Origin of the sequence: Actinospineispora acaciae DSM 45401 (genome assembly GCF_000620785.1) — a bacterium.
Lineage (GTDB): Bacteria > Actinomycetota > Actinomycetes > Mycobacteriales > Pseudonocardiaceae > Pseudonocardia > Pseudonocardia acaciae.
Map to the genome: position 1 here is coordinate 13,966 of NZ_JIAI01000020.1, position 25,852 is coordinate 39,817.

Sequence of the window (25,852 nt, forward strand, 5' to 3'; positions counted from 1 at the left end):
GATCAGGCGCGGAGGGAGGCGCCGCAGCGTTCGGCGGCCAGTGCCACGGCGGAGTCCCTGGCGCCGATGGCCTCCTCGCCGGTCAGCGTCCGGTCCGGGGCGCGCATCCGCATCTTGAACGCGAGCGAGCGGTTGCCCTCGCCGACCTGGTCGCCGGTGTAGACGTCGAACAGCCGCAGGTGCTCCAGCAGCTCGCCGGCGCCCTCGCGCAGCGCCTCGGCCACCTTGCTCACCGGCTGCTCCTCGTTGACGATCAACGCCACGTCCAGCAGGACCGGCGGGAACGGCGAGATCTGCGGCGCGGGCCGACGCTCGGTCAGCGGCAGCGCGTCCAGCGCCAGCTCCATCACGCAGGTCCGGGCCGGCAGCCCGAGCGCCTCGACGACCTTCGGGTGCAGCTCGCCCGCGTACCCGACCGGCCACTCACCCACCCGCAGCAGCGCGCACCGCCCCGGGTGCCACGGCGGCAGGTCGGCGGCGGCCACCGTCAGCTCCACGCCCGCCGCGTCCGCCACCAGCTGGGCCGCGTGCACCGCGTCCGCCCAGTTCGCGGACCGGCCCGGCCCCCACCAGCCCGGCCGCTCGCGCACCCCGGCCAGCGCCACCGCGACGTGCACCGGCTGCGCCGGCAGCGCGTCCAGCAGCGCGCGGATCTGCTCGTCGGACGGGCGCGCGTCCACCGGCACCGACGGCACCGGGGCCGGCTCGGTGTGCGGCAGCACCACCTGCCCGATCTGGAACACCGCCACGTCGGCCAGCCCGCGCGAGACGTTGCGGACCACCGTGTCGAGCAGGCCGGGCAGCAGCGTGCTGGCCAGCTCAGGGCGCTCGGTGTCCAGCGGGTTGAGCACCGTGAGCGTCCGCCGGCGGGCGTCGTCCTCCGGGCAGCCGAAGTCGTCGAACACCGAGCCGGAGATGAACGGGAACGGCAGCACCTCGCTGTAGCCCGCCTCGGCCAGCGCGTGCGACACCGCCCGGCGCCGCCGCTGCGCCGGGGTGAGCCCGCGCCCGGGGGCGGCGAGCGGGAGTACGGACGGGATCGACTCGTACCCCTCCAGCCGCAGCACCTCCTCGACCAGGTCGGCCGGGGCCAGCAGGTCGGGCCGCCAGCTCGGCGGGGTGGCCACGATCTCCGCGTTGCCTGCCGAGGCCGAGGTCCGCAGCTCAACGTGGCAGCCGATCTGGCCCAGCCGCCGGGCGGTCACGCCGCGCTCGTAGTGCACGCCCGCGATCCGGTCGGGCAGCTCCAGCGGCATCACCACCGGCGCCAGCGCGGGCGGCTCGCCCACGTCGGTGCGGCCGGCCTCGATCGTGCCGCCGCCGTAGCGGACCAGCAGCGACGCCGCCCGCTCGGCGGCCACCGCGCCCAGCTCCGGGTCCACACCGCGCTCGAACCGCTTGGACGCCTCGCTGGGCAGCTTGTGCCGCCGCGCCGCCCGCGCGATCACCGCCGGCTCGAAGTTGGCCGCCTCCAGCAGCACGTCGCGGGTGGACTCGGAGATCTCGGTGGTCGCGCCGCCCATCACCCCGGCCAGCCCGATCGGGCCGCTGCCGTCGGTGATCAGCAGGTCGTCCGGGTCCAGCTCGCGGGCGGTGCCGTCCAGGGTGGTGAGCTTCTCCCCCGCCTCGCCGTTCTGCCCGGCGCGGCGCACCACGATGGCTTCGGTGAGCCGGGTGGTGTCGTAGGCGTGCAGCGGCTGGCCCAGCTCCATCATCACGTAGTTGGTGACGTCCACCGCCAGCGAGATCGGGCGGATCCCGGCCGCGATCAGCCGCCGGCGCATCCACCACGGGCTGGGCGCCTCCGGGTTCACCCCGGTCACCCGGCGGGCCACGAACCGGCGGCAGCCCTCCGGGTCCTCGATCCGCACCGGCCACGCCTCACCCTCGGCGGCCGGCAGCTCGATCCTGGCCGGGTCGCCGAACAGGGCGTCCAGCGAGCACGCCAGCTCGCGGGCCAGCCCGCGCACCGAGAAGCAGTAGCCCCGGTCCGGGGTGACCGCCAGCTCGATCACCGGGTCGTCCAGCCCGAGCACCGCGCCCGCGTCGTCACCGGGGTCGCCGCTCTCCGGCGGCAGCACCAGGATCCCGGTGTGGTCGGTGCCCAGCCGCAGCTCGGCCGGCGAGCAGATCATCCCGTCCGAGACGTGCCCGTAGGCGGTGCGCGCGGAGATCACGAAGTCGCCGGGCAGCACCGTGCCGGGCAGCGCGACCACCACCGTGTCGCCCTCGACGAAGTTGGTCGCCCCGCAGATGACGCCGCGCGGGGCGATCTCGCCGACCTCGACCTGGCAGTACCGGATCGGCTTCTTGACGTCCTCGAGCTGCTCGAACGAGACCACCCGGCCCAGCCGCAGCGGCCCGCTCACCTCGGGCGGCGAATGGATCTGCTCGACCTCCAGCCCGACCCGGACGAACGCCTCGGCGATCTCCTCCGCCGTGATGCCCTCGGGCAGCCGGACCTGCTCGGCCAGCCACGACACCGAAACACGCACGTAATCGCTCCTCGCAGGATCTCAGCCGTCGACGCCGAAGGCGGCGGTGAACCGGACGTCGCCCTCGACCATGTCGCGCATGTCCGGCAGGCCGTTGCGGAACATCAGGGTGCGTTCCAGGCCCATGCCGAACGCGAAGCCGGTGTAGCGGACGGGATCCACGCCGCAGGCCCGCAGCACGTTCGGGTTCACCATGCCGCAGCCACCCCACTCGATCCAGCCGGCGCCGCCCTTCTTCTCCGGGAACCAGACGTCCACCTCGGCGGACGGCTCGGTGAACGGGAAGTAGGACGGCCGCAGCCGGGTCTTCGACGTCTGCCCGAACATCGCCCGGGCGAACGCGTCAAGGGTGCCCTTGAGGTGGGCCATCGTGATGCCCTCGTCCACCGCGAGGCCCTCGACCTGGTGGAACGCCGGGCTGTGGGTGGCGTCCGGCTCGTCGGTCCGGTAGCACCGCCCCGGGCACACCACGTAGACCGGCAGCGGGCGCTCCAGCAGCGCCCGCACCTGCACCGGCGAGGTGTGGGTGCGCAGGACCAGCTCGGAGTCCTCCTCCGGGCGCCCGGAGTCGACGTAGAAGGTGTCCTGCATGGCCCGGGCCGGATGGTCCTTGCCGAAGTTCAGCGCGTCGAAGTTGAACCAGCCGGTCTCCACCTCCGGCCCCTCGGCCACCTCCCAGCCCATGCCGACGAACACGTCGGCGATCCGCTCGGAGATCTGGGTGACCGGGTGCCGGGCGCCGCGCGCGACGCGGTCCCAGGGCAACGTGACGTCCACCCGCTCGTCGGCGAGGACCCGGGCGTCGCGCTCCTCCTCCAGCTTCGCACGGCGCGCCTCGAACGCCTTCTGGACGGACTGCAGGGCCTCGTTGACCCGCTTGCCGGCCTCGGCCCTGGCCTGCGGTGGCAGCGCGCCGATCTCCCGGCGGGCGGACAGCACGGGCGAGCGGTCCCCCAGGTGCGCGGACTTCACGGCGGTCAGCGCGTGCAGGTCGGCGGCCTCGGTAAAGGCCTTCTCGGCCTCCGCCACGGCGCTCGTGAGCGCCTCCGGCCGCAGGGCCGCGACCTCTTTGGGGTCGTAGTCGTCGTTCACACCGGACATGGGGACGAGCCGCGCTCTCTTCGCTGAATGGGATGGCTTGGATGACCAGATGCCGCTTGGTTACCGAACGTGGTCACCGAGCGGCATCTGGTGAAATCGTAGCGCCACGCTGTACTAGCGCTGTCGCATATATGCATACCGCCGATGCGGTGGCCAGGTTCAGGCTCTCCGCCCGGCCGTAGATCGGCACCCTGACCCGCTCGTCGGCGGCCGCCGCGACCTCGGCGGGCAGGCCGTGCGCCTCGTTGCCGAACAGCCACGCCGCCGGCCCGGCCAGTGCCGCCGAGGTGGCCGGGTCGTGCAGGTCGCGCTCGCCGATGGCGGTGGCCGCGAACAGCCGAAGGCCGGCCTCCCGGCAGGCGGCGAGCGCCGTGGCGACGTCGCGCTCCCGCGCCACCGGCAGGTGGAACACGCTGCCGGCCGAGGCCCGCACGCACTTGCCGTTGTGCGGGTCCACGGCGTCGCCGGCCAGGAGCACGGCGTCCGCGCCGGCCGCGTCGGCGACCCTGATCACGGTGCCGGCGTTGCCAGGGTCGGACGCGCCGACCAGCACCACCACCAGCCTCGGGTCACCGTCCAGTGCTTCGGCCATGGGTACGTCGAGCAGCCCGCACACCGCGACCAGCCCCTGCGGGGTGACCGTCTCGGACAGCGCGGCGGCGGCTCGCTCGGTGATCATCGACACGGTCACGCCGGCGGCGTGCGCGGCGGCCAGCGGCCCGGGGTTGCGGTCCGCCGCCGCCGGCGTGACGAACACCTCGTACACCCGTACCGAGCCGGGCGCGGCGGCCAGCGCGGCGCCGACCGCCTGCGCGCCCTCGGCGAGGAAGCGCCCGACCCGCTCGCGCGCGGCCCGGCGGTGCAGCTTGCGCGCCGCGACCACGCGCGGGGTGCGCTCGGTGCACTCGGCCATGGCCGCTGGGTACGGGGGCGGGCTCAGGCCGCGGAGTCGTCCTTGGCGGGGCGCCCGGCCGGCGCGTTCGCCTTGGCCAGCTCGACCAGGCCGGCGAACGCGGTCGGGTCGCTGACCGCGAGCTCGGCCAGGATCTTGCGGTCGACCTCCACCTCGGCGGCGCGCAGGCCCTGGATGAAGCGGTTGTAGGTCATGCCGTTGGCACGGGCGGCCGCGTTGATCCGGGTGATCCAGAGCTGGCGGAAGTCGCCCTTGCGGGCACGGCGGTCACGGTAGGCGTAGTTGAGCGAGTGGAGCATCTGCTCCTTGGCCTTGCGGTACAGGCGGGAGCGCTGGCCCCGGTATCCGCTGGCCGCCTCGAGGGTCGACCGTCGCTTCTTCTGGGCGTTGACCGCCCGCTTCACGCGTGCCACTGCTACATCCTTATTCGGTCGGGTGGGGCGGCGGGGCCGCCCGCTCGGGCGTGGGGTCCTTGCGGCGCGAGCGCGGCGTCAGCGGCCGAGCATCTTGCGGACCCGCTTGACATCGGCGGGCGCCACGTCGGTGGTCCCGGCCAGCCTGCGGGTCTCCCGGCTCGACTTGACCTCCAGCCGGTGGCGCAGGCCGGCCTTCTGGCGACGCAGCTTGCCGCTTCCGGTGACCTTGACCCGCTTCGAGATCCCGCTGTGGGTCTTGTTCTTGGGCATGAAAAATCCTTCGCGTTCTCGTTCGGAAGGCTGTCCTCGGACGAGCCTGTCGTACCGATCCGGCCGGTAGCACGCCGGCCGGACGGTCGGGGGCTTGTCGACTAGGAGTCGCTCGCCGCCGCCGCGGGCTTCGGCTTCGCCCGGTTCTTGTGCGGCGCGATCACCATCGTCATGTTGCGGCCGTCCTGCTTGGGCGCGGCCTCCACGACGCCGAGATCGCTGATGTCCTCGGCCAACCGCTGCAGCAGCCGGAATCCGAGCTCCGGACGGGACTGCTCCCGGCCCCGGAACATGATCGTCACCTTGACCTTGTTGCCGTGTTCGAGGAAGCGCCGGACGTGGCCCTTCTTCGTCTCGTAGTCGTGGGTGTCGATCTTCGGACGGAGCTTCTGCTCCTTGATCACGGTGAGCTGCTGGTTGCGCCGGGACTCGCGGGCCTTCTGCGCGCTCTCATACTTGAACTTCCCGTAGTCCATGAGCTTGCAGACCGGCGGCCGCGCCTGTGCGGCCACCTCGACCAGGTCCAGATCGGCCTCTCGGGCCAGGCGCAGGGCGTCTTCGATGCGCACGATGCCGACCTGCTCACCGTTCGGTCCGACCAGGCGGACCTCCGGCACGCGGATCCGGTCGTTGATGCGCGTCTCTGTGCTGATGGGGTCTCCTCTGTCTCGGGGTCGTGCGTGACACTCGTTGTCGCCTGCGCAACACCGTCGACCGCCAGTGGATTCCCGAACCACGACAAAGGCCCCGCCGCCACAATGGCTGCGAGGCCCGCGCCGACCGATCGGCGTGCGACGAACCGTCACACGCAACGCCGCCACCGTCGCCGGCGGCGGGACCGGACCCGGGCACCTGAGGCGATGCCGGGTGGGAGCGGGGCTCCGCTTGCTGCTCGCCACGCACGCGCGACGAGCTGGTCGCGGAGCACATAGTACCAGCCCGATGCCCCGGTACGGGGACGGTGCCGACTCGTCGTTGACTGACCGGTCAACTACTGGCTAGTGTGCCGGGCATGCCAAAGCCGGTCGACACCCGCGAGCGCATCGTGCGCGGCGCGGCCCGGCTGTTCCTGACTCGCAGCTACACCGGGGTCGGGGTGGCGGACCTGTGCGCGGCCGCCGACGTGCGGCGCGGCAGCTTCTACCACTACTTCCCGTCCAAGGCGGAGCTGGCCAAGGCGGTCGTCGACCTGCACGCGGCCGAGTTCGACCGGCGGATGGACCAGGCGTGCCGCGAACACGGCGTCCGAGGCCGGCTGCGGGCGGCGGCGGACGCCGTGTTCGCCATCCAGTCGGGCTTCGAGGACAGGTTCGGCCGGATCGTCGGCTGCCCGTTCGGGAACCTCGCCGCCGAGCTCGCCACCACCGACGACGAGGTGCGCGCCCACGTCGCGGCGGTGTTCGCCGGTTGGGAGGCCCGGCTGGCGGAGATCTGCCGGGAGGCGGCGGCCGAGGGCGCGCTGCGGGCCGGGGTCGAACCCGAGCGGGCGGCGCACGCGGTGCTGGCGCAGATGCAGGGGCTGATCCTGCTGGCCAAGGTGCGGGGCGCCAGCGCGCGGAGCATCCGGGACGACCTGGACACGCTGATCGACAGCTTCCTGATCACCGCCGAGTAGCGGTGGCGGGGGAGGCGGTGGAGAGATGAGGAGCCCCGGATGGCCGATGTGCAGGTGGACTTCCACTTCGATCCGATGTGTCCTTTCGCGTACCACACGTCTCGGTGGCTGCGGGAGGTCCGCGCGCGGCTGGGCATCGACGTGCGCTGGCGGTTCTTCAGCCTGGAGGAGGTCAACCGCGCCGAGGGGAAGAAGCACCCCTGGCAGCGGCCGTGGTCCTACGGCTGGTCGCTGATGCGCATCGGGGTGCTGCTGCGGCGGCGCGACATGGCGCTGCTGGACGCCTGGTACCGGCTCACCGGCTCGACCCTGCACGAGCACGGCGGCAAGCCGCACGACCCGGAGGTGGCCCGGCGGCTGCTGACCGAGATCGGCGTCGAGCCCACGCTGCTGGACCAGGCGCTGGACGACCCCTCGACGCACGAGGAAATCAAGGCCGAGCACCGGAAGGTGGTCGAGCACGGCGGTTTCGGCGTGCCCACCCTGTTCGTGTCCGGCCCCGGGCTGTCCGGCGAGCAGTGCCTGTTCGGCCCGGTGCTGATGGACCCGCCGAGCGGCGCGGCGGCGGAGCGGCTGTGGCGGGCGGTCACCGGGCTGCTGGAGTTTCCGCACGTCTACGAGCTGCAACGACCCAAGTCGGCGGCCGACCAGGCGCTCATCGCGGACCGGCTGCAACCGTACCTGCGCGGGCGGGACTGGGTGAGCATCAACCGCGGCGAGATCGTCGAGTTCCCCGAAAGCAAGGCGGGAGTCACCTCATGAAGATCGACAGGGATGCGGTGGTCGGCAACCTCGGCGCGGAGTGGGCGTCGATCAGCGAGCTGCTCGGCGGGCTGTCCGCCCAGGACTGGAAGGCGCCGAGCGTGCTGCCGGGCTGGTCGGTGCAGGACATCGTGGCGCACATGATCGGTACCGAGTCGTGGTTGGACGGCCAGGACCCGCCGGAGCCGGGCCTGGACCCGATGAGCCTGCCGCACGTGCGCAACGAGATCGCCGCGCGGAACGAGCGGTGGGTGCTGTCCATCCGGCCGGACGACCCCGCGCGGGTGCTCGACCGGTTCCGGGAGATCACCGACCGGCGGCTCGCGGCGCTGCGCGCGATGTCCGACGAGGAGTTCCACCGGCCGTCCTGGACGCCGGCCGGGGAGGACACCTACGCCCGGTTCATGCGGATCCGGGTGTTCGACTGCTGGCTGCACGAGCAGGACATCCGCGCCACCCTGGACCTGCCCGGCCACGAGGACGGCCCAGTCGCCGAGATGGCGCTGGACGAGGTGGCCGGCGCGATCGGTTTCCTGATCGGCAAGCGGGCCGGGGCGCCGGACGGCAGCGCGGTGGCCCTGCGGCTGACCGGCCCGGTGCGCCGGGAATACCACGTCGAAGTGGACGGCCGCGCCAAGGTGGTCGACCCGCCGTCCCGACCGGCGACGACGACGGTGAGCATGACGTCGAGCCTGTTCACCCGGCTGACCGGCGGCCGGGTGGACCCCGCGTCGCGACTCACCGAGGTCGAGCTGGCCGGCGACCCGGACCTCGGCCGCCGCATCGCCCTCAACCTGGCCTTCACCATCTGACGACGGCCGGGCGCGCCACCGGGGTCGGCGCGCCCGGCCGTCGGTCACACCGCCGCCGCCTTGCCGCGCCTGGTGACCGCAGCCTCCTCCGGCCTGACCATCCGGGCCAGGAACTCGCCCGTGTAGCTGGTCGGGTGGCCGGCCACCTGCTCCGGCGTGCCCGCGACCACCACCGTGCCGCCGCCGGAGCCGCCCTCCGGACCCATGTCGATGATCCAGTCGGCGGTCTTGATGACGTCCAGGTTGTGCTCGATGACGACCACCGTGTTGCCCTTCTCCACCAGCCCGTTGATCACCGCGAGCAGCTTGCGGATGTCCTCGAAGTGCAGCCCGGTGGTGGGCTCGTCCAGGATGTAGATCGTCCGCCCGTTGGACCGCTTCTGCAGCTCGGACGCGAGCTTCACCCGCTGCGCCTCACCGCCGGAGAGCGTCGGCGCCGGCTGGCCCAGCCGCACGTAACCGAGGCCGACCTCGACCAGGGTGCGCAGGTAGCGGGCGATCGAGTTGATCGGGGCGAAGAACTCGGCGGCCTCCTCGATCGGCATGTCCAGCACATCCGCGACCGTCTTGCCCTTGTAGTGCACCTCCAGGGTCTCCCGGTTGTACCGGGCGCCCTTGCACACCTCGCACGGGACGTAGACGTCCGGCAGGAAGTTCATCTCGATCTTGATGGTGCCGTCGCCGGAGCACGCCTCGCAGCGCCCGCCCTTGACGTTGAACGAGAACCGGCCGGGCTGGTAGCCGCGCACCTTGGCCTCGGTGGTGGCGGCGAACAGCTTGCGCACGTGGTCCCAGACGCCGGTGTAGGTGGCCGGGTTGGACCGCGGCGTGCGCCCGATCGGCGACTGGTCGACCTGGACCAGCTTGTCCAGCCCGTCCAGCCCGACCACCCTGGTGTGCCGGCCGGGCACCTGGCGCGCGCCGTTCAGCTTGTTCGCCAGCGTGGTCGCGAGGATGTCGTTGACCAGCGTGGACTTCCCGGAGCCGGAGACCCCGGTGACCGCGACCAGGCAGCCGAGCGGGATGTCCACGTCGATGCCGCGCAGGTTGTGCTCGCGCGCCCCGACGACCGTGAGCATCCGCTTGCGGTTCAGCGCGCGGCGCTTGGCCGGCGTCGTGATGGACCGCCGGCCGGACAGGTACGCGCCGGTCAGCGAGGTGTCGTGGGACTCCAGCTCGGCGACCGAGCCGCTGTGCACGATGTACCCGCCGTGCTCCCCCGCGCCCGGGCCGATGTCCACGGTCCAGTCGGCGTGCCGGATGGTGTCCTCGTCGTGCTCGACGATGATCAGCGTGTTGCCCAGGTCGCGCAGCCGGGTCAGCGTCTCGATCAGCCGGTGGTTGTCCCGCTGGTGCAGCCCGATGGACGGCTCGTCGAGCACGTAGAGCACGCCGACCAGGCCGGACCCGATCTGGGTGGCCAGCCGGATGCGCTGTGCCTCGCCGCCGGAGAGCGTGCCGGCCGCCCGGTCCAGCGAGAGGTAGTCCAGCCCGACGTCGAGCAGGAAGCCCAGCCGGGCCTGCACCTCCTTGAGCACCCGGCCGGCGATCATCTTCTGCCGCTCGTCTAGCTCCATGTCGGCCAGGAAGCGCGAGCAGTCCGCCACCGACATGGCGCACACCTCGGCGATGGACCGGTCCCCCTGCTCGTGGTGGCGCAGGGTCACCGCCAGCACCTCGGGCCGCAGCCGGGCGCCCTTGCACGTCGGGCAGGGCACCTCGCGCATGTAGCCCTCGTAGCGCTCCCGCATCGACTCCGACTCGGTCTGCTCCATCCGCCGCTCCAGGAACGGCACCACGCCCTCGAACGCCGCGTAGTACGAGCGCTCCCGGCCGTAGCGGTTCTGGTAGCGCACGTGCACCTGGTCGTCGATGCCGTGCAGCACGGCCTTCTGCGCCTTCGCCGGCAGCGCGCGCCACGGGGTGTCCATCCGGAACCCGACCGACTCGGACAGCGCCTGCAGCAACCGGCCGAAGTACTCGGCGGACTGGCCGCCCGCCCACGGCGCGATCGCCCCCTCGCCGAGGCTGAGCTCGTCGTCGGGCACCACCAGCTCCGGGTCGACCTCCTTCTTGATCCCGATGCCGGTGCAGGCCGGGCAGGCGCCGTACGGGGAGTTGAAGGAGAACGTCCTGGGCTCCAGGTCGTCCAGCGCCACCGGGTGGCCGTTCGGGCAGGCCATCCGCTCGGAGAAGCGGCGCTCGCGGGCCGGGTCGTGCTCCGGCAGGTCCACGAAGTCGAGCACGACCAGGCCGTCGGCCAGCCGCAGCGCGGTCTCCACCGAGTCGGTGAGCCGCTGCTTGGCGCTGTCCTTGACGGCCAGCCTGTCGACCACCACGGAGATGTCGTGCTTCTCCTGCTTCTTGAGCTTCGGCGGGTCGCTGAGCTGGTGCACGGTGCCGTCCACCAGGACCCGCGAGTAGCCCTGGGTCTGCAGCTGGGAGAACAGGTCCACGAACTCGCCCTTGCGGGTGCGGACCACCGGCGCCAGCACCTGGAACCGGCTCCCGGCCGCCATCGCCAGCACCTGGTCCACGATCTGCTGCGGGGTCTGCCGCTCGATCACGTGGCCGCACACCGGGCAGTGCGGCACGCCGGCGCGGGCGTAGAGCAGCCGCAGGTAGTCGTAGACCTCGGTGATGGTGCCGACGGTCGACCGGGGGTTGCGGTTGGTCGACTTCTGGTCGATGGACACCGCCGGGGACAGGCCCTCGATGAAGTCCACGTCCGGCTTGTCCATCTGCCCGAGGAACTGGCGCGCGTACGCCGAGAGGGACTCCACGTAGCGGCGCTGGCCCTCGGCGAAGATCGTGTCGAACGCGAGGCTGGACTTCCCGGAACCGGACAGTCCGGTGAACACGATCAAGCTGTCCCTGGGTAGGTCCAGGTCGACGCCGCGCAGGTTGTGCTCGCGCGCGCCGCGAATCACGAGTCGGTCGGCCACAGACGCCCCTTCCGACGGGCCGAGGGATTGCCGATGCGGAGCTGTCTCCACGTCGGTTTCCATGCTATGCGGCACCCCCGACAGAACCGTGGGCGCGGTCGCCGGCGGGCGTGAGGCGACTCACCGCGCGGTCACCGGTTCGCCGGCCGCGCAGACTGTATGCTGTAACCAGTCGACGAAAACCACCGTTGACCAGACCACACCACTGGAGCGTGCGATGGCGATGACCGGGGCTCAGGCGCCGGCCAGCTCGCGGATTGCCCGGCCGGTTCCGCTGCGGGAGAGCGTCCAGGCGGCGATCCTGGACATGATCGTGAGCCGGGAGCTGGAGCCGGGCCGACACCTGGTGGAGAACGAGCTGGCGACCCTGCTCGGGGTGTCCCGCCAGCCGGTCCGGGAGGCCCTCCAGTCGCTGCAGAACGACGGCTGGGTGGAGCTGCGCCCGGGGCACGGCGCCTACGTGCACGCGCCGACCGCCGAGGAGGCCGACCACCTGCTCGGCGTCCGCCGGCTGCTGGAGTCCGAGTCCGCCGCGCTCGCCGCCCGCCACGCCGGCCCCGACGGGGTCGCCCGCCTGCGCGAGATCTACCGGCGCGGCGTCGAGGCCCTGGACGCCGACGACGTGGACACCGTGGTCGCCTGCAACGCCGAGCTGCACGCCGAGGTGGCCCGGCTGTCCGGCAACGCCGTGCTGGTCGAACTGGCCTCCACGGTGGCGCAGCGGGTGCGCTGGCTGCACGCGCCGGTGGCCCGCACCCGCGGCCGCCGCTCCTGGGACGAGCACCTGGCCCTGATCGACGCCATCGCGTCCGGCGACGCCGACGAGGCCGGCCGGATCATGGCCGAGCACACCGAACACACCCGGCACTCCTATCTCGGGACGGACGCACCCGCGCCGACGCACTGATCCGCCCCCAACAACGCCACACCTCGGCACACCCATGCCTTGTCCGACAGATGTATACTTTATAACAGGAGGTCTAGCTCGCCATGTCCAAGTTCAGGTCAGTTCTCTCCGCCCTGCGCCGGCTGCCCCGGGGTGCCTCCGCCGACGGCCGGAGCATCGGCCTCGGCCTGGCCGCCGCCCTCGACGCCCAACGCGCCCGAGGCGCGGAGCCCATCACCAAGAGCCCTCGCCCCACCCTCGAGGACACCCGCACCCAGGTGCACTAAGGCTCACATGACCACGTAGAACGCGACCACGACGGCCCCGTACGCGCCCAGCAGCGCCGGACCGTGCCACCGGGCCGTCCGGCCGCGCACCAGCAGGAGCGCGGGCACCAGCACGGCGACCGCGAGCCCCAGGTACTCCACCCAACTGAACGCCAGCGGCATCGGGCGGAAGAACAGCGAGAGCAGCATCACGGCGGGGATCACCCCCACCGCCACCTGCGACGCCGACTGCAGGGCGATCTCCGAGGCCAGCCGGACCCCGCCCCGGGCCGCGATCACCACCGCCCCGCCGTGCTCGGCGGCGTTCCCCGCGATCGCCACGATCACCGCGGAGACGAACAGCTCGGACAGCCCGGACGCCCTGGTGAACTCCTCGATCGAGTCGACCAGCACGTGCGAGACCGCCAGGGTGGCCAGCGTGGCCACCCCCAGCGCAACCAAGGCGCGCGGCAGCGACCAGTCCGCCTCACCCGCCTCGCCGCTGTCCCGCTGCCTGTCTCGTTGGCGGCGTCCCTCCTTGACCACCGACCAGGCCGTCACCACCAGGTAGATCGTCAGCAACACCGCGGCCACCGCGATCCCGACACCGGTCAACTCATCGCGCGCGAGCGGCCCGTCGGCCACCACCGGCAGCACGAACAGCACCCCGGCCAGCGCCACCATGCCCAGCGCGCCGAACACGGTGCGCCGCGAGACCCGCCCCCGGCCGCCGACGAACAGCGCGAACCCGAGCACCAGCAGCAGGTTGCTGATCACGCTGCCCGACAGCGAGCCCCTAACCACCTCGAACAGCCCGCTGTCCACCGCGAACAGTGCGATGATCAGCTCCGGCGCGTTGCCGAAGCTGGCGTTGAGCAGCCCCGCGATGGCCGGGCCGGTGTACTCCCCCACCTGCTCGGTCGCCTCGCCGATCACCCACGCCAGCGGGATGAGCGCGAGCACCGACAGCAGGAACACCGCCACGTCGCCCATCCCGAGCGCGGCGGCCGCCAGTGAGGCGGGGACGATGACCAGCGAGGCCCACATCAGGTGCCGGCCGGAGACGCGCCGCCAGTCCAGGACGCCCCACCGCGCCAGCCCGCGATACACCCTGCCCTTGGGGGCGTAGGTCACCCGGCTGAAGCCGGTCCGCTCCCGAGGTAGCTCCAGCTCGCTCATCCTGTCCTTTCTCTCCGCCTGGCTCGGCGCCGCTCACGTTGGCGGTAGACCATCTCCGCGTGTGCCCGGTACGCGTCGAACACCCGCGCGGCGACCGGGTTGTGCCCGCCGATGCGCGCCAGCCAGTGCGGCGCGATCCGCTCGTGCAGCCAGATGAAGCCCACCGCGTACCCGAGGCTGATGATCCCCTGGAAGGCCAGGAAACCAGCCAGGTCGGCCGGCGGCGTTGCCGGCCCCCCGAGCAGCACCGGGGTGAACGTGGCGTGCACCAGCCGGGCCAGCGGAAACCCCACCAGCCAGGCCAGCGCGGCGGGCGCGAACACCCCCGGCCGCGCCCACCCGCGCGCCAGCATCACGCCGTAGAAGGCGCCCACCGCCGCCAGCAGCACGCCGAGCACCAGCGCCCCGACCAGCGCCCAGCCGACGGGCTGGCCGACCACCACCGCCAGCCCGCCGACGAAGACCCCGGCCACCAGCCCGATGCCGATCCCCGGCAGCCCGACCTCCAGCTCCTGGCGGCCCGGCACCTCAGCCCACCACCACGCCGAACCTGAACAGGCTGTAGAACAGCATGCCCAGGTAGAACACCGCGCCGAACCCGATGACCAGGTTGGTCCACAGCTTGGGCCGGATCGGCTTGGGCAGCATCCGGTTGTTCACCAGCAGCAGCGTCACGCAGTACGAGCCCATTGCGAAGGTGGACAGGAACGCCAGCGTGTCCAGGATCCCCTGCGGGCCGTCGGCCGGCCCGAACAGCAGGATCAGGATGCCGAAGATGATCACCGCCCAGAGGAACCCGCCGTACAGGTGGGACACCCGGAACCGCTTCGCGCCCGGCACGAAGTTGTAGATCATGTCGGCCTGGCCCCGGGAGAACGAGTCGAACAGGCCGAGCGTGGCGTTCAGCCCGATCAGCGCGATGAACCCGAGGAACAGCGCGCCCAGCGCCGGCGCGCCCGCCGAGGCGAACGACTGGGACATGGCCTCCAGCGCGGTGTTCCGCTCGCCCTCGCGCAGCAGGCCGATCAGGTCCGGGTTCTGCCGGGCCGCCGCCTGCGCGAGCACCGTGAAGGAGATGGTCACCAGCATGGTGATGCCCCAGAACAGCAGCAGCGCGTCGAAGGTGACCCAGCGCCGCCAGCCCTTCCACTTGCGCATCTCGTCGGCGTCGTCGGTGTCGAACATGAACCCGCGCGCGGGCAGCTCCTCCTGCGCGCCGGAGTGCGCGAGGCCCCGGATCTTCGGGATGTGCGCGCCCATGCCGGCGCCGCTCTCCCGCAGGTGCAGCGTGTACCACATCTGCTGCATGCCCGACGGCCCGGCGAACGCGATGGCCCCGACCAGCACCGGGAACCACTCCTCGCTGAACGCCTCTTGCGGGATGTAGCCGAAGGCGAACATGCCGGCGAGCGTGCTGGCCAGGTCGGCCCAGGTACCGACCAGCGAGGCGATGATCGCGGTGCCGACCACCAGCACGCCGATCAGGATGGACAGCACGTTCTCCAGCAGGTCGTAGATCACCTTCGCCAGCGTGAAGACCACGCCGACCAGGACCAGCCCCACCACGGCGGCGGCCACCCACGGTATGCCGGTGGCCAGCTCGAACGCCGAGGCGCCCGCCGAGAGGTGGCCCGGCCAGATGTAGACGGCCAGCGCGGTGATGAAGAAGAACCACATGAGCGGCTTGAACACCCGCGCCGCGCCGGTGAAGATGCTCTCCCCGGTGGCCATGGCGTAGCGCGCCATCTCCAGCATCACCACGGCCTGCAGGGTGACGCCGATCAGGAACAGCCACCGGATGTCCGGCCCGAACAGCAGCACCAGCCGGGGCCACAGGTAGGACTCCCCGATGCCCACCCCGAGCGCGACCAGGAACACCGTCGGCCCGATCAGGTGGACGGACGGCGGCGCGTCCGGGAGCTTGCGGATCGGCATCGGATCGAGGCCGCCGGCGTGCCAGACCCGTTCATCGGGTGCGGTGGCAACCTCCGGTCCGTCGGGGTTCGGATTCTTGGACGTGGTCACGGCAGACTCCTTTGTAAGCCGGTCGGGGTGGCGTCTTGCGATGCGGCCCTAGGCCGGGCCTCCCAACGCCGGGTCGGGCCTGACGGCGATCTCCGATCCCTTGCTCCGCCCGGGTTGGCGCAGGAACAGCGCGATCAGCGCGGACAGGAACGCGATCGCGCCGCTGATCTCGTAGGCCCCCTGGAACCCCAGTCCGGTCACCACGCTGGCCGCCACTCCGAACCCGACCAGCCCGCTGACCAGCTTGGAGCTGTACACCAGCCCGTAGTTCGTGGCGTTGTTGTTCTCCCCGAAGTAGTCGGGGGTGAGCGCGGCGAACATCGGGAAGAACGCGCCGCCGCCGAACCCGGCCAGGAACGCGGAGAACAGGAACAGCGCCTCGTTCCTGATGTCACCGGCCCAGACCAGCCCGTACTGGGCGATCCCCTCGACGACCAGGACCAGGATCAGCGCCCGCTTGCGCCCCAGGTGGTCGGACAGCCAGCCGACCACGCCACGCCCGACGCCGTTCACGATCGTGAGCACGCCGGCGCCCGCCGCCGCCACGAACGGGCCGAACCCGACCTGCTTGGCGAAGTTGACCTGGTAGCCGACGCCGAACAGGGACACCCCGCCGATGACGGCCAGCGAGAACCACATCAGCGGGAGCTGGCCGGTCCTGATCGCCTCGATCGGGCCGAACTGGCGCACGGCGGGCGGGTTCATCCGCAGGGTGCGCGCGGACTTGGGGTGCGACGCCCACGCCAGCGGGTCGATGTCGACGGGCCACCAGTTCTTCGGCGGATCCTTGAACAGGAACCCGCACACCCCCACCACGATCAGCATGTACAGCCCGATCAGCCCCAGGACCCAGGAGAAGTCCGCCTCGTTGAACAGGTAGCTGAACACGAAGATGAACGGCACCGACCCGTAGGCGAAGGCCCCGTTGACGAAGCCGGTCCGGGCGCCGCGCTTCTCCGGGAACCACTTGCCCACCATGTTGATGCAGGTCGCGTACACCAGGCCGGCGCCGGTGCCACCGATCACCGAGTAGAAGACGATGTTGACCGCCAGGCTGTCGGAGACGCCGAGCACGCCGAACGCGAGGAAGCACATCACCGCGCCGGCCAGCATCGCGGCCCTGGCCGAGACGACGCCCCTCTCCCGCAGCCGGCCGGCCGGGAACGCCACGCCGGCCTGGAACACCGTCCAGATCGCGACCAGCCAGAACGCCTGGGACAGCGACCAGTGGTGCACGTGCTCCAGCGTCTTCTCCGCGGCGCCGTAGCCGTACTCGAAGACGCTGACCCCGAACATGGCCAGCCACGGGAGCCACATCATCCAGTCCCGTGACCTGCCCATCAGCTGTTCGGGGGTCTCCCCCACGCGGTACACGCGTCCGTTCGCGTCGGCTACTTCCCGATAAGGCAGATCAGAGGTCGCGGTCACGTCGTCTCCCTTGACGAGCTGCGCGGGGCGTTCGGTCAGAGCAGGTTCGCCGCGCGTGCCCAGCGGTACTTCGCACCGAGCACGGCGACCGGCTTCTCCGTGGTGTACGGGTAGGCGACCACGCCGTGGTCGTAGAGGTACTCGCTGGCCTGCTCCACCTCGGTGTCGCCGGCCAGGGAGGCCACGATCGGCTTGTCGATGCCCTTGGCCCTGGCCTCGCCGACGACCCGGCCGACCAGCTCGGCGAACACCATCGGCGGGGTGACGATGGTGTGCCAGTAGCCGAGCACCAGCGCGTGGATGCGCGGGTCCTCCAGCCCGAGGCGGATGGTGGCCTCGTAGGTGCTGGGCGGCTCGCCGCCGGTGATGTCGATCGGGTTGCCGGCCGCGCCGAACGGCGGGATGAACGCCCGGAACGCGGTGTCCAGGTCGTCCGGGATGTCCATCAGGGTCAGCCCGTTGGCGTCGCAGGCGTCGGAGAGCAGCACGCCCGATCCGCCGGCGCCGGTGATGATCACGACGTTCTCGCCCTTCGGCGTGGGCAGCACCGGGAGCCCGCGCGCGAACTCCAGCATGTCGTTGAGGCTGTAGGCGCGGACCACGCCGGCCTGGCGCAGGATGTCGTCGTAGACCTTGTCGTCGCCGGCCAGCGCTCCGGTGTGCGAGCTGGCGGCGCGGGCGCCCAGGGCGGTGCGGCCGGCCTTGAGCACGACCACCGGCTTGCGCTTGGTGGTGCGCTGGGCGGCCCGGACGAAGGCGCGCCCGTCCTTGAGGTCCTCCAGGTGCATGGCGATGCACCTGGTGTTGTCGTCCTCCTCGAAGAACGTGAGCAGGTCGTCCTCGTCCAGGTCGGACTTGTTGCCCAGCCCGACGATGGCCGACACCCCGGTGCGGGTGGTGCGGGAGAAGCCCAGGATGGCCATGCCGATCCCGCCGCTCTGCGAGGTCAGCGCCACCCCGCCCTTGACGTCGTACGGGGTGCAGAACGTCGCGCACAGGTTCTCGTGCGTGTAGTAGTAGCCGTAGATGTTCGGCCCGAGCAGCCGCACGTTGTGCTCGCGGGCGGCCTGGACGAGTTCTTTCTGCAGCTCCACGTTGCCGGTCTCGGCGAAGCCGGACGGGATGAGCACGGCGGCCGGGATGCCCTTCTCGCCGACCTCACGCACGGCGCTGACGACGAACTTCGCCGGGATTGCGAACACGGCGACGTCGACCTCGCCGGGCACGTCGGCGACCCGGGCGTAGGCCTTGCGGCCGAGCACCTCGTCGGCCTTCGGGTTGATCGGGTAGATCTCGCCAAGGTAGCCGCCGTTGATCAGGTTCTTCATCACCGAGTTGCCGATCTTGCCGTCCTCGTTGGACGCCCCGATCACCGCGACAGCGCGCGGGTGCATCAGCCGGTTCATCACCGCGAGCATCTCCTCGCGGGTGTACTGGGGCGGCGCCGCGACCGGCTCGGTGTCCAGCAGGATCCGCACGTCCGCCGCCACGGACCCGTCCGCGCCGGCGAACACCGGGTTGAGGTCGAACTCGCGGATCTCCGGGAAGTCCGTGACCAGGTCGGACAGCCGGACGATCACGTCGGCGAGCGCGTCGGCGTCCACCGCCTCGCCGCCCCGGACCCCGCGCAGCAGCTCGGCCGCCGCGATGCCGTCCAGCATGGAGCGGGCTTCCGTTTTGTCCACAGGGGCCAGCCGGAAGGTGACGTCCTTGAGCACCTCGACGAGCACGCCGCCCAGGCCGAACACCACGACCTTGCCGAAGCTGGGGTCGGTGGTGGCGCCGATGATCACTTCCTGGCCGCCGGTCAGCATCTGCTGCACCTGCACGCCGTCCACGGCCGCGTCGGCCTTGTAGCCGCGCGCGTTGGCCAGGATCTTCTCGAAGCCGGCCCGCACCGCGTCGGCGCCCTCGACGCCGACCAGCACGCCGCCGGCCTCGGTCTTGTGCAGGATGTCCGGGGACACGATCTTCAACGCCACCGGCCCGCCGCCCAGCTCGGCGGCCAGCGCCACGGCCTCCTCGGCGGTGCTGGCCAGGCCCTCACCCGGGGTGGGGATGCCGTAGGCCTCGCACACCCGCCGGCCCTCGGGCGCGGTGAGCGCGTCGCGGCCGGCCGCCGCGGCCTTGTCGAGTACCTCTCGTACCGTCTGCTTCTGGTAGGGCACGGTTCAGACCACTCCATCCTTGCGGAGCCCGGCGAGCTCGGCCCGGTCCAGCCCGAGCTCGCCGAGGAAGACGTCCTCGTTGTGTTGTCCGAGCAGCGGTGAGGTCTGGACGTTCACCGGCGAGTCGGAGAGCTTGATCGGGCAGCCGACGGTGCGGAAGGTGCCGCGCTGGGGGTGCTCGACGTCGACGACCATCTCGTTGTCCACCAGCGAGGCGTCCTCGATGATCTCCTTGGTGGACAGGATCGGGCCGCACGGGATGTTGTGCTCGTTCAGCGTGGCCAGCACGTCCCACTTGCCGTGCCGGATGGACCACTCCTCGATGAGCTGGAACATCTTGTCCAACTTGGACAGCCGCGCCTCCGGGGTGGCCCACTCCGGGTCGGTGGCCAGCTCGGGGCGGCCGATCAGCTCGGCGATCGGCGCCCAGCCCTGCGGCTGGACGATCACGTAGATGTAGTCGTTCGGCCCGCCGGGGCTGCAGCGCACGGCCCAGCCCGGCTGGCCGCCGCCGGAGGCGTTCCCGGAGCGCGGCACCGCGTCGCCGAACTCCTCGTTCGGGTACTCGTTGAGCGGGCCGTGGGTGAGCCGCTGCTGGTCACGCAGCTTGACCCGGCACAGGTTGAGCACGGCGTGCTGCATGGCCACCGTGACCCGCTGGCCCCGGCCGGTGCTGCCCCGTTGCAGCAGCGCGGCCAGGATGCCGGCGACTGTGTGGATGCCGGTGCCGGAGTCGCCGATCTGCGCGCCGGTGGCCAGCGGCGGGCCGTCCTCGAACCCGGTGGTGGACATCGAGCCGCCCATCGCCTGGGCCACCACCTCGTAGGCCTTGAAGTGGGTGTACGGCCCGTCCCCGAAGCCCTTGATGGAGGCGTACACCAGCCGGGGGTTGATCTCCTGCAGCCGCTCCCAGGAGAACCCCATCCGATCCACCGCGCCGGGGCCGAAGTTCTCCACCAGCACGTCGGACTTCGTAACCAGCTCGGTGAACAGCTCCTTGCCGCGCTCGCTCTTCATGTTGAGCGTGATGCTGCGCTTGTTGCAGTTCAGCATCGTGAAGTAGAGGCTGTCGACGTCCGGCAGGTCCCGGAGCTGCTTGCGGGTGATGTCGCCGGTCGGGGCCTCGAGCTTCAGCACGTCCGCGCCGAGCCAGGCGAGAATCTGCGTACACGAAGGTCCGGACTGGACATGGGTCATGTCCAGAACGCGGACTCCTTCCAAGGCACGTTGTGTCATGGCTGGGGTCCCTTACTTGTACATCGTCTGGTTCATGGTTCCGGGCGCGTAGACGTCCGGGTCCACCCAGACGTTGATCAGTGATGGCTTGCCGGACTCCCTGGCGCGGCGCAGCGCCGGGCCGATGTCGGCCGGGTCGCGGACCTCCTCGCCGTGGCCGCCGAGGATCTGGGCGAACTTGTCGTACGGCACGTGCCCGAGCGTGTTGCCGACGCGGCCTCGGGCCTCGCCGTACTTCTGGATCTGGCCGTAGCGGATCTGGTTCATCGAGGAGTTGTTGCCGACGATGCCGACGAACGGCAGGTCGAAGCGGACCATCGTCTCGAAGTCCCAGCCGGTGAGGCTGAACGCGCCGTCGCCGAACAGGCAGACGATCTCCTTGTCCGGGCGGGCGTGCTTGGCGGCCATCGCGAACGGCACGCCCACGCCGAGGGTGCCCAGCGGCCCCGGGTCCATCCAGTGACCGGGCGACTTGGGCTGGACGACCTGGCCGGAGAAGGTGACGATGTCGCCGCCGTCGCCGATGTAGATGGAGTCCTCGGTGAGGAACTCGTTGATCTCGTGCACCAGCCGGTACGGGTCGATCGGGGAGGCGTCGGAGTGCTGGCGGGGCAGCCGCTTCTCGTAGGCCGCCGTCTCCACCGCGCGCAGCTCCTCGATCCAGGTCTTGCGGACGCGCTTCGCCGCCGTCCGCGCGACGGCGCCCAGCACGGTGCCGGGGTCGCCGACGATGCCCAGGTCGATGTCCCGGTTCTTGCCGACCGTGCGGTAGTCCAGGTCGATCTGGACGACCTTGGCCGCGGGCGAGAGCCGCCGCCCGTACCCCATCCGGAAGTCGAACGGGGTGCCCACGATGATGATCAGGTCGGCCTCGGCGAAGGCGTGCCGACGGGCGAGCTGGAAGTGCAGCGGGTCGCCGGGCGGCAGGGTGCCCCGGCCGGCGCCGTTCATGAACGCCGGCACGTTCAGGGAGCGGACGAAGTCGACGGCCTCGGCGGTGGCCCGGCAGCTCCAGACCTGGTTGCCGAGCAGGATGCAGGGCTTCTCGGCGCCGTCGAGTAGCGCGGCCAGGCGGTCGACGTCGGCCGGGTCGCCGAGCGAGCGGCGGGAGGCGCGGTACTGGCCGGCGTGCGGGATGCGGGCCTGCTCCAGCGGCACCTTGGCGTCCAGGATGTCGCGCGGGATCTCCAGGAACGACGGGCCTGGCGCGCCGTGGAAGCACTCCCGGAAGGCCATGGACACCAGGTCGGCCACCCGGGCGGTGCTGGGCACGGTGGCGGCGAACTTGGTGATCGGCGCCATCATGTCCACGTGCGGCAGGTCCTGTAGCGAGCCCATCTTGTGCTGGCTCAGCGCGCCCTGGCCGCCGATCAGCAGCATCGGGCTCTCCGCGCGCAGCGCGTTGGCCACGCCGGTGACCGCGTCGCTGGTGCCGGGGCCGGCGGTGACCACCGCGCAGCCAGGGGTGCCGGTGACCCGGGCGTAGCCGTCGGCGGCGTGCGCGGCGACCTGCTCGTGGCGCACGTCGATGACCGAGATGCCCTCGTCCACGCAGCCGTCGTAGATGTCGATGATGTGGCCGCCGCAGAGCGTGAAGATCGTGTCGATGCCTTCCGCCTTGAGCGCCTTCGCGACCAGGTGACCGCCCGAGATCCGCTCGGGATCGCCGGTCGCTGCATCGCTCGGCGCGGCGCTCTCGGGAAGTGTCTGGGTCATCCGGTCTTCATCTCCTCGTGGTCGCACGCGGGCCGAACGGGCGGGCTCGCCATACTGCATACCGTATGTCGTTTTCGTACTCCATTGATCTCCCGATGTCCAGACCCGCTCGCTAGCTCGCTTCCGGCGACCGGTTCCGTTCGACCATCGGATACTGCATACTGCATACTCTGCCACAGCACGCGGGCGTTGCTCTACCCCCGCACGAGACTCGACGCGCCGCCGCCGATCACACGACGGGAGCACGACGTGAAGATTGCCGTTCTGGGAGCCGGGGCCATCGGTGCCTACGTGGGCGCCAGCCTGTGCCGCGCCGGCGCCGAGGTACACCTGATCGCCCGGGGCCCGCACCTGGCCGCGCTGCGCCGCGACGGGGTGCGCGTGCTCAGCCCGCGCGGGGACTTCTCCGCCCGCCCGTACGCCACCGACGACCCGCGCGAGGTCGGCCCGGTGGACCACGTCTTCCTCGGGCTCAAGGCGCACGCGTACGCCGCCGCCGGGGAGCTGGTCCGGCCGTTGCTGCACGCCAGGACGACGATCATCGCCGCGCAGAACGGCATCCCGTGGTGGTACTTCCACGGGCTGCCCGGTCCCTACCGGGACTACCGGATCGAGAGCGTGGACCCGGGCGGGGCCGTCACGTCCGCGCTGCCGCTGCACCGGGCGGTCGGCTGCGTGGTCTACGCCGCGACCGAGATCGAGTCGCCCGGCGTGGTGCGCCACCTGGAGGGCACCCGGCTGTCCATCGGCGAGCCGGACGGGCGGGTGTCGGGGCGGTGTACGGAGTTCGCCGACGCGATGGTTGCGGGCGGGCTGAAGTGCCCGGTCGAGCCCGACCTGCGGGCCGACATCTGGATCAAGCTGATGGGCAACATCTCGTTCAACCCGATCAGCGCGCTGTGCCGGGCCACCATGGCCGGAATCTGCCGCCACGACGGCACCCGCGCGCTGGTGGCCACCATGATGGCCGAGACCCTGGACGTCGCCGCCCGCCTCGGCTGCCGCCCGGAGATCTCCATCGAACGCCGCCTGGCCGGAGCCGAACGCGCCGGCGAGCACAAGACCTCCACGCTCCAGGACCTGGAACGCGGCCGCCCCATGGAACTGGACGTGCTGCTGACCGCCGTGGTCGAACTGGCCGACCTCACCGGCGCCGAGGCCCCCACCCTGCGCACCGTCGCCGCCATCGCCGACCTGCTCAACCGACAACTCGGCCCGCAAAACGCCTGACCAGGACCCGTGAGTGGCTAGGGGCGCTATAGCGCCCCTAGCCACTCACGGCCTCTGACCAGCGGATACGACAGATCGCCGGGCAAAGACGCATGTATGCGTGACCCTCGCGCGTTAGTGCATACAGTATGGACTCCCTCTTGTGCTCCAGGTCACTCAGGGGCAGACTGAAGGACGTTTCCATACAGTATGGAAGGGGGCGGCGATGGCCAGGGGTGAGCACGGTGGTCGGGTGGTGCACGACTGCTACGGGCGGCGGTACCTGCTGCGGAACACCCGGAGCGACATCGCCGGGCGGGAGTCGGCGACCTGGCTGGCCTGGCCGCCGATGGCCGCGGTGGGCGTGCTGCAGTACGGGTATGGGGCGGCCGCGCCGGCGTTGATGGAGCGCAACGGGTGGTCGCTGGTCACGGTGTTCTGGCTGCTCGCGGCGTGGACGGTGTGCCAGGCCGGGGTGGGGTTTCCGGTGGCGTTTCTGCGCGAACGAGGCTGGATCGGGCTGCGCACCGTGATGCTGTCCGGGGCGGTACTCTGCGCGGCCGGGGTGCTGGCGCTGGCGCGGTCGCCCGGCCTGCTCGGCGCGCTGCTCGGGTACTCGGTGCTCGGCGGCGTGGGCGCCGGGCTGGTGTACGCGGCGTGCAGCTCGACGGTGGCGAAGTGGCACCCGGAGCGGGTCGCCAGCCAGGTCAGCGTCGTGACCGGGGCGTTCGCCTACGGCACCGTGCCGTTCGCGCTCGCGGCGGTGGTCCGGCTGGACGGCACGAACCTGGAGCACGCCCTGACCGTGACCGCCGTGCTCATGGTGCTCATCGTCGGCGGGTTCGGGCTGTTCTTCCGCGACCCGCCGCAAGGCTGGTGGCCGGAGTGGCTCGACCCCGGCCAGTGGGCGCTGGCCCACGCGCCCGGCCGGCGCGCCAACCCGCCGGCGATCCGGCAATACACCCCGCCGAAGGCCCTGCACACCGCCGCCCTCGCGGTGATGTACCTGATCCTGCTCGCGGCCGGGGCGGTGTCGCTGTTCGACGCGGCGTTCCTGGTCGTGTTCGGGCTTTCGACCGGTACCACCGTCGGGTTCATCGCGCTGGCCGCCGGACTGCTGGTGGGCGTCAACGGCGCCAGCAGGGCGGTCGCGGTGCGCATCTCCGACCGGATCGGGCGCGGGCGGACGCTCAAGCTCGTACTCCTACTACAGGCGGTGGCGCAGCTGGCGCTCGCGCTCGCGGCCGGAACCAGCTCGGGCGGCCCGCTGGTGGTGGCCGCCGTGCTCGCCGGCCTGGGCGGGGGTGGCTTCTACCCGCTGTTCGCCAGCCTGGCCCGCGACTACTTCGGCGACCGCCGCGCCCTGGAGGTGCACGCGGTGGTCTACAGTGCGAAGGCGCTCGGCGGGGTGATCGGCGTCGGCCTGGCCGCGATGGCCGTCATGGCCTGGGGTTTCACCGTCGTCTTCGTGATCGCCGCCGCCGTAGCCCTGGCGAGCGCGGCGGCCACCTCCGCCCTACACCGCCCCGGTCTCCCGAACACCCTACCGGCGGGATCACCCGCCGCCTAAGACGATCAGTGGGCGCGGCGGCCCGCGGCGAGGTCTCCGGTGGACGGTTCGGACGCCTGGGCGAGGTAGCTCTGGCGGGTGTGCTCGGTGTGCGCGCGCATGATGTCGGCCGCGCGGTCGGCATCGCGGGCGGCGATCGCGTCGACCAGGTCGGCGTGCTCAACCCAGGACTGGCCACCTCGGGTGCGGGCGACCGGGTTGTAGTACCAGCGGACCCGGCGGTCCACCTGGCCGGCCAGCTCCACCAGCACCTTGTTCCCGGAAGCCAGGGCCACCGCCGCGTGGAACTCGGCGTTCGCGCTCACCATGCCGTCCACGTCGTCGGACTCCACCGCCGCGAGCCCGCGCTGGCACAGCTCACGCAGGGTGGCCAGGTCCGCCTCGCCGGCGTGCAGCGCGGCCACCCGGGCCGACTCGGCCTCCAGCAGCGTGCGCACCGCCAGCAGCTGGTCGGCCTCCTCGGCGGTCGGCGCGTGCACGAACGCCCCGTGCGCCGGCCGCAGGTCCACCCACCCGTCGTTCTTCAGCCACTGCAGCGCCTCGCGGACCGGCTGGCGGGACACGCCCAGCATCACCGCCAGCTCGTTCTCCACCAGGTGCTGGCCGGGGCCCAGGGTGCGGTTGACGATCATCTCCAGGATCGCCTCGTAGACGCTCTGCCGCAGCGGGACCGGCCGCGCGATCTGGCGACCCAGCTTGTCGGGCGGTGTCTCGGGCGGCGGCATCGTGGCTCCGAGGAGATGTCGATCAGTATTGGATGGCTACAGCATACGATGTGCCGCCAAGCGCGCCGGAGTGGCCAGCGTTCAACGGCGAGTGCATACTGTAGACACCGAGCTG

The 25,852-nt window shown here is 71.6% G+C and carries 22 protein-coding genes; 7 read left to right on the forward strand and 15 right to left on the reverse strand.

The features are described from left to right. Positions 1-2: 2 nt before the first annotated feature. From pheT to infC, 6 genes are all read right to left on the reverse strand, one after another. A complete protein-coding gene (gene pheT, locus N912_RS0143595; protein WP_028927397.1) occupies positions 3-2,495 on the reverse strand; it encodes a phenylalanine--tRNA ligase subunit beta in 2,493 nt (830 codons plus the stop codon). A gap of 21 nt (positions 2,496-2,516) precedes the next feature. After that, positions 2,517-3,596, reverse strand: a complete 1,080-nt coding sequence (gene pheS / locus N912_RS0143600; RefSeq protein WP_028927398.1) for a phenylalanine--tRNA ligase subunit alpha — start codon at positions 3,594-3,596, stop codon at positions 2,517-2,519. A gap of 73 nt (positions 3,597-3,669) precedes the next feature. Further along, positions 3,670-4,509, reverse strand: a complete 840-nt coding sequence (locus tag N912_RS0143605) for a TrmH family RNA methyltransferase (RefSeq protein ID WP_028927399.1) — start codon at positions 4,507-4,509, stop codon at positions 3,670-3,672. Positions 4,510-4,532: 23 nt separating this feature from the next. After that, positions 4,533-4,922: a 50S ribosomal protein L20 gene (gene rplT, locus N912_RS0143610; RefSeq protein WP_028927400.1), complete on the reverse strand. Its 390-nt coding sequence runs from the start codon at positions 4,920-4,922 to the stop codon at positions 4,533-4,535. Between the two features lie 78 nt (positions 4,923-5,000). Next, positions 5,001-5,195, reverse strand: a complete 195-nt coding sequence (gene rpmI, locus N912_RS0143615; RefSeq protein WP_028927401.1) for a 50S ribosomal protein L35 — start codon at positions 5,193-5,195, stop codon at positions 5,001-5,003. A gap of 101 nt (positions 5,196-5,296) precedes the next feature. Then, a complete protein-coding gene (infC, locus tag N912_RS0143620; RefSeq protein WP_051581638.1) occupies positions 5,297-5,848 on the reverse strand; it encodes a translation initiation factor IF-3 in 552 nt (183 codons plus the stop codon). A gap of 359 nt (positions 5,849-6,207) precedes the next feature. Here infC and N912_RS0143625 point away from each other — a divergent pair, with 359 nt between their 5' ends. The 3 genes from N912_RS0143625 to N912_RS0143635 are packed head-to-tail and all read left to right on the forward strand — an operon-like array spanning position 6,208 to position 8,384. Next, positions 6,208-6,810 (forward strand): TetR/AcrR family transcriptional regulator, encoded by a 603-nt coding sequence (locus N912_RS0143625; protein ID WP_028927403.1) that lies wholly within the window; start codon positions 6,208-6,210, stop codon positions 6,808-6,810. Positions 6,811-6,849: 39 nt separating this feature from the next. Beyond that, entirely contained in the window at positions 6,850-7,572 is a 723-nt protein-coding gene (locus N912_RS0143630) for a mycothiol-dependent nitroreductase Rv2466c family protein (RefSeq protein ID WP_028927404.1), read from the forward strand. Beyond that, the gene (locus tag N912_RS0143635; RefSeq protein WP_028927405.1) at positions 7,569-8,384 is read left to right on the forward strand and encodes a maleylpyruvate isomerase family mycothiol-dependent enzyme; all 816 of its coding nucleotides are present in this window, start codon (positions 7,569-7,571) and stop codon (positions 8,382-8,384) included. Before N912_RS0143630 ends, N912_RS0143635 begins: the two co-directional genes overlap by 4 nt. Before the next feature lie 44 nt (positions 8,385-8,428). Here N912_RS0143635 and uvrA read toward each other — a convergent pair whose 3' ends face one another. Further along, entirely contained in the window at positions 8,429-11,329 is a 2,901-nt protein-coding gene (gene uvrA / locus N912_RS0143640) for an excinuclease ABC subunit UvrA (RefSeq protein ID WP_028927406.1), read from the reverse strand. Between the two features lie 217 nt (positions 11,330-11,546). On the opposite strand from uvrA, the gene N912_RS0143645 reads away from it, so the two are divergent. After that, positions 11,547-12,236 (forward strand): GntR family transcriptional regulator, encoded by a 690-nt coding sequence (locus tag N912_RS0143645; RefSeq protein WP_051581624.1) that lies wholly within the window; start codon positions 11,547-11,549, stop codon positions 12,234-12,236. An 83-nt stretch (positions 12,237-12,319) separates the two neighbouring features. Further along, a complete protein-coding gene (locus N912_RS0143650) occupies positions 12,320-12,502 on the forward strand; it encodes a hypothetical protein (RefSeq protein WP_028927408.1) in 183 nt (60 codons plus the stop codon). 3 nt (positions 12,503-12,505) lie between these two features. Here the strand turns inward: N912_RS0143650 and N912_RS0143655 are convergent, their stop codons facing one another. From N912_RS0143655 to N912_RS0143685, 7 genes are read right to left on the reverse strand one after another with little or no spacing between them, the layout of a single operon-like run. After that, positions 12,506-13,660, reverse strand: coding sequence for a calcium:cation antiporter (locus N912_RS0143655; RefSeq protein ID WP_028927409.1), 1,155 nt, complete (start codon positions 13,658-13,660; stop codon positions 12,506-12,508). Continuing rightward, on the reverse strand, positions 13,657-14,187 hold the full coding sequence (locus N912_RS0143660) for a hypothetical protein (RefSeq protein ID WP_028927410.1): 531 nt from the start codon (positions 14,185-14,187) through the stop codon (positions 13,657-13,659). Before N912_RS0143660 ends, N912_RS0143655 begins: the two co-directional genes overlap by 4 nt. A gap of 1 nt (position 14,188) precedes the next feature. Then, on the reverse strand, positions 14,189-15,685 hold the full coding sequence (locus N912_RS0143665; protein WP_028927411.1) for an Nramp family divalent metal transporter: 1,497 nt from the start codon (positions 15,683-15,685) through the stop codon (positions 14,189-14,191). Between the two features lie 48 nt (positions 15,686-15,733). After that, positions 15,734-17,113 carry an OFA family MFS transporter gene (locus N912_RS0143670; RefSeq protein ID WP_028927412.1) on the reverse strand — a complete coding sequence of 460 codons (1,380 nt, stop codon included), beginning with the start codon at positions 17,111-17,113 and terminating at the stop codon, positions 15,734-15,736. A gap of 35 nt (positions 17,114-17,148) precedes the next feature. Continuing rightward, complete coding sequence (locus N912_RS0143675) at positions 17,149-19,281, reverse strand: acetate--CoA ligase family protein (protein ID WP_028927413.1); 2,133 nt, start codon at positions 19,279-19,281, stop codon at positions 17,149-17,151. A gap of 3 nt (positions 19,282-19,284) precedes the next feature. Further along, the gene (gene frc, locus N912_RS0143680; protein ID WP_028927414.1) at positions 19,285-20,517 is read right to left on the reverse strand and encodes a formyl-CoA transferase; all 1,233 of its coding nucleotides are present in this window, start codon (positions 20,515-20,517) and stop codon (positions 19,285-19,287) included. A gap of 12 nt (positions 20,518-20,529) precedes the next feature. Further along, positions 20,530-22,233 (reverse strand): thiamine pyrophosphate-binding protein, encoded by a 1,704-nt coding sequence (locus N912_RS0143685; protein WP_051581625.1) that lies wholly within the window; start codon positions 22,231-22,233, stop codon positions 20,530-20,532. Positions 22,234-22,482: 249 nt separating this feature from the next. On the opposite strand from N912_RS0143685, the gene N912_RS0143690 reads away from it, so the two are divergent. Further along, entirely contained in the window at positions 22,483-23,463 is a 981-nt protein-coding gene (locus N912_RS0143690) for a 2-dehydropantoate 2-reductase (protein ID WP_028927416.1), read from the forward strand. A gap of 205 nt (positions 23,464-23,668) precedes the next feature. Beyond that, complete coding sequence (locus N912_RS0143695; RefSeq protein WP_028927417.1) at positions 23,669-25,012, forward strand: MFS transporter; 1,344 nt, start codon at positions 23,669-23,671, stop codon at positions 25,010-25,012. 5 nt (positions 25,013-25,017) lie between these two features. On the opposite strand, the gene N912_RS58380 is transcribed toward N912_RS0143695, so the two are convergent. Beyond that, positions 25,018-25,737: a GntR family transcriptional regulator gene (locus N912_RS58380; RefSeq protein ID WP_051581626.1), complete on the reverse strand. Its 720-nt coding sequence runs from the start codon at positions 25,735-25,737 to the stop codon at positions 25,018-25,020. Positions 25,738-25,852: the final 115 nt, after the last annotated feature.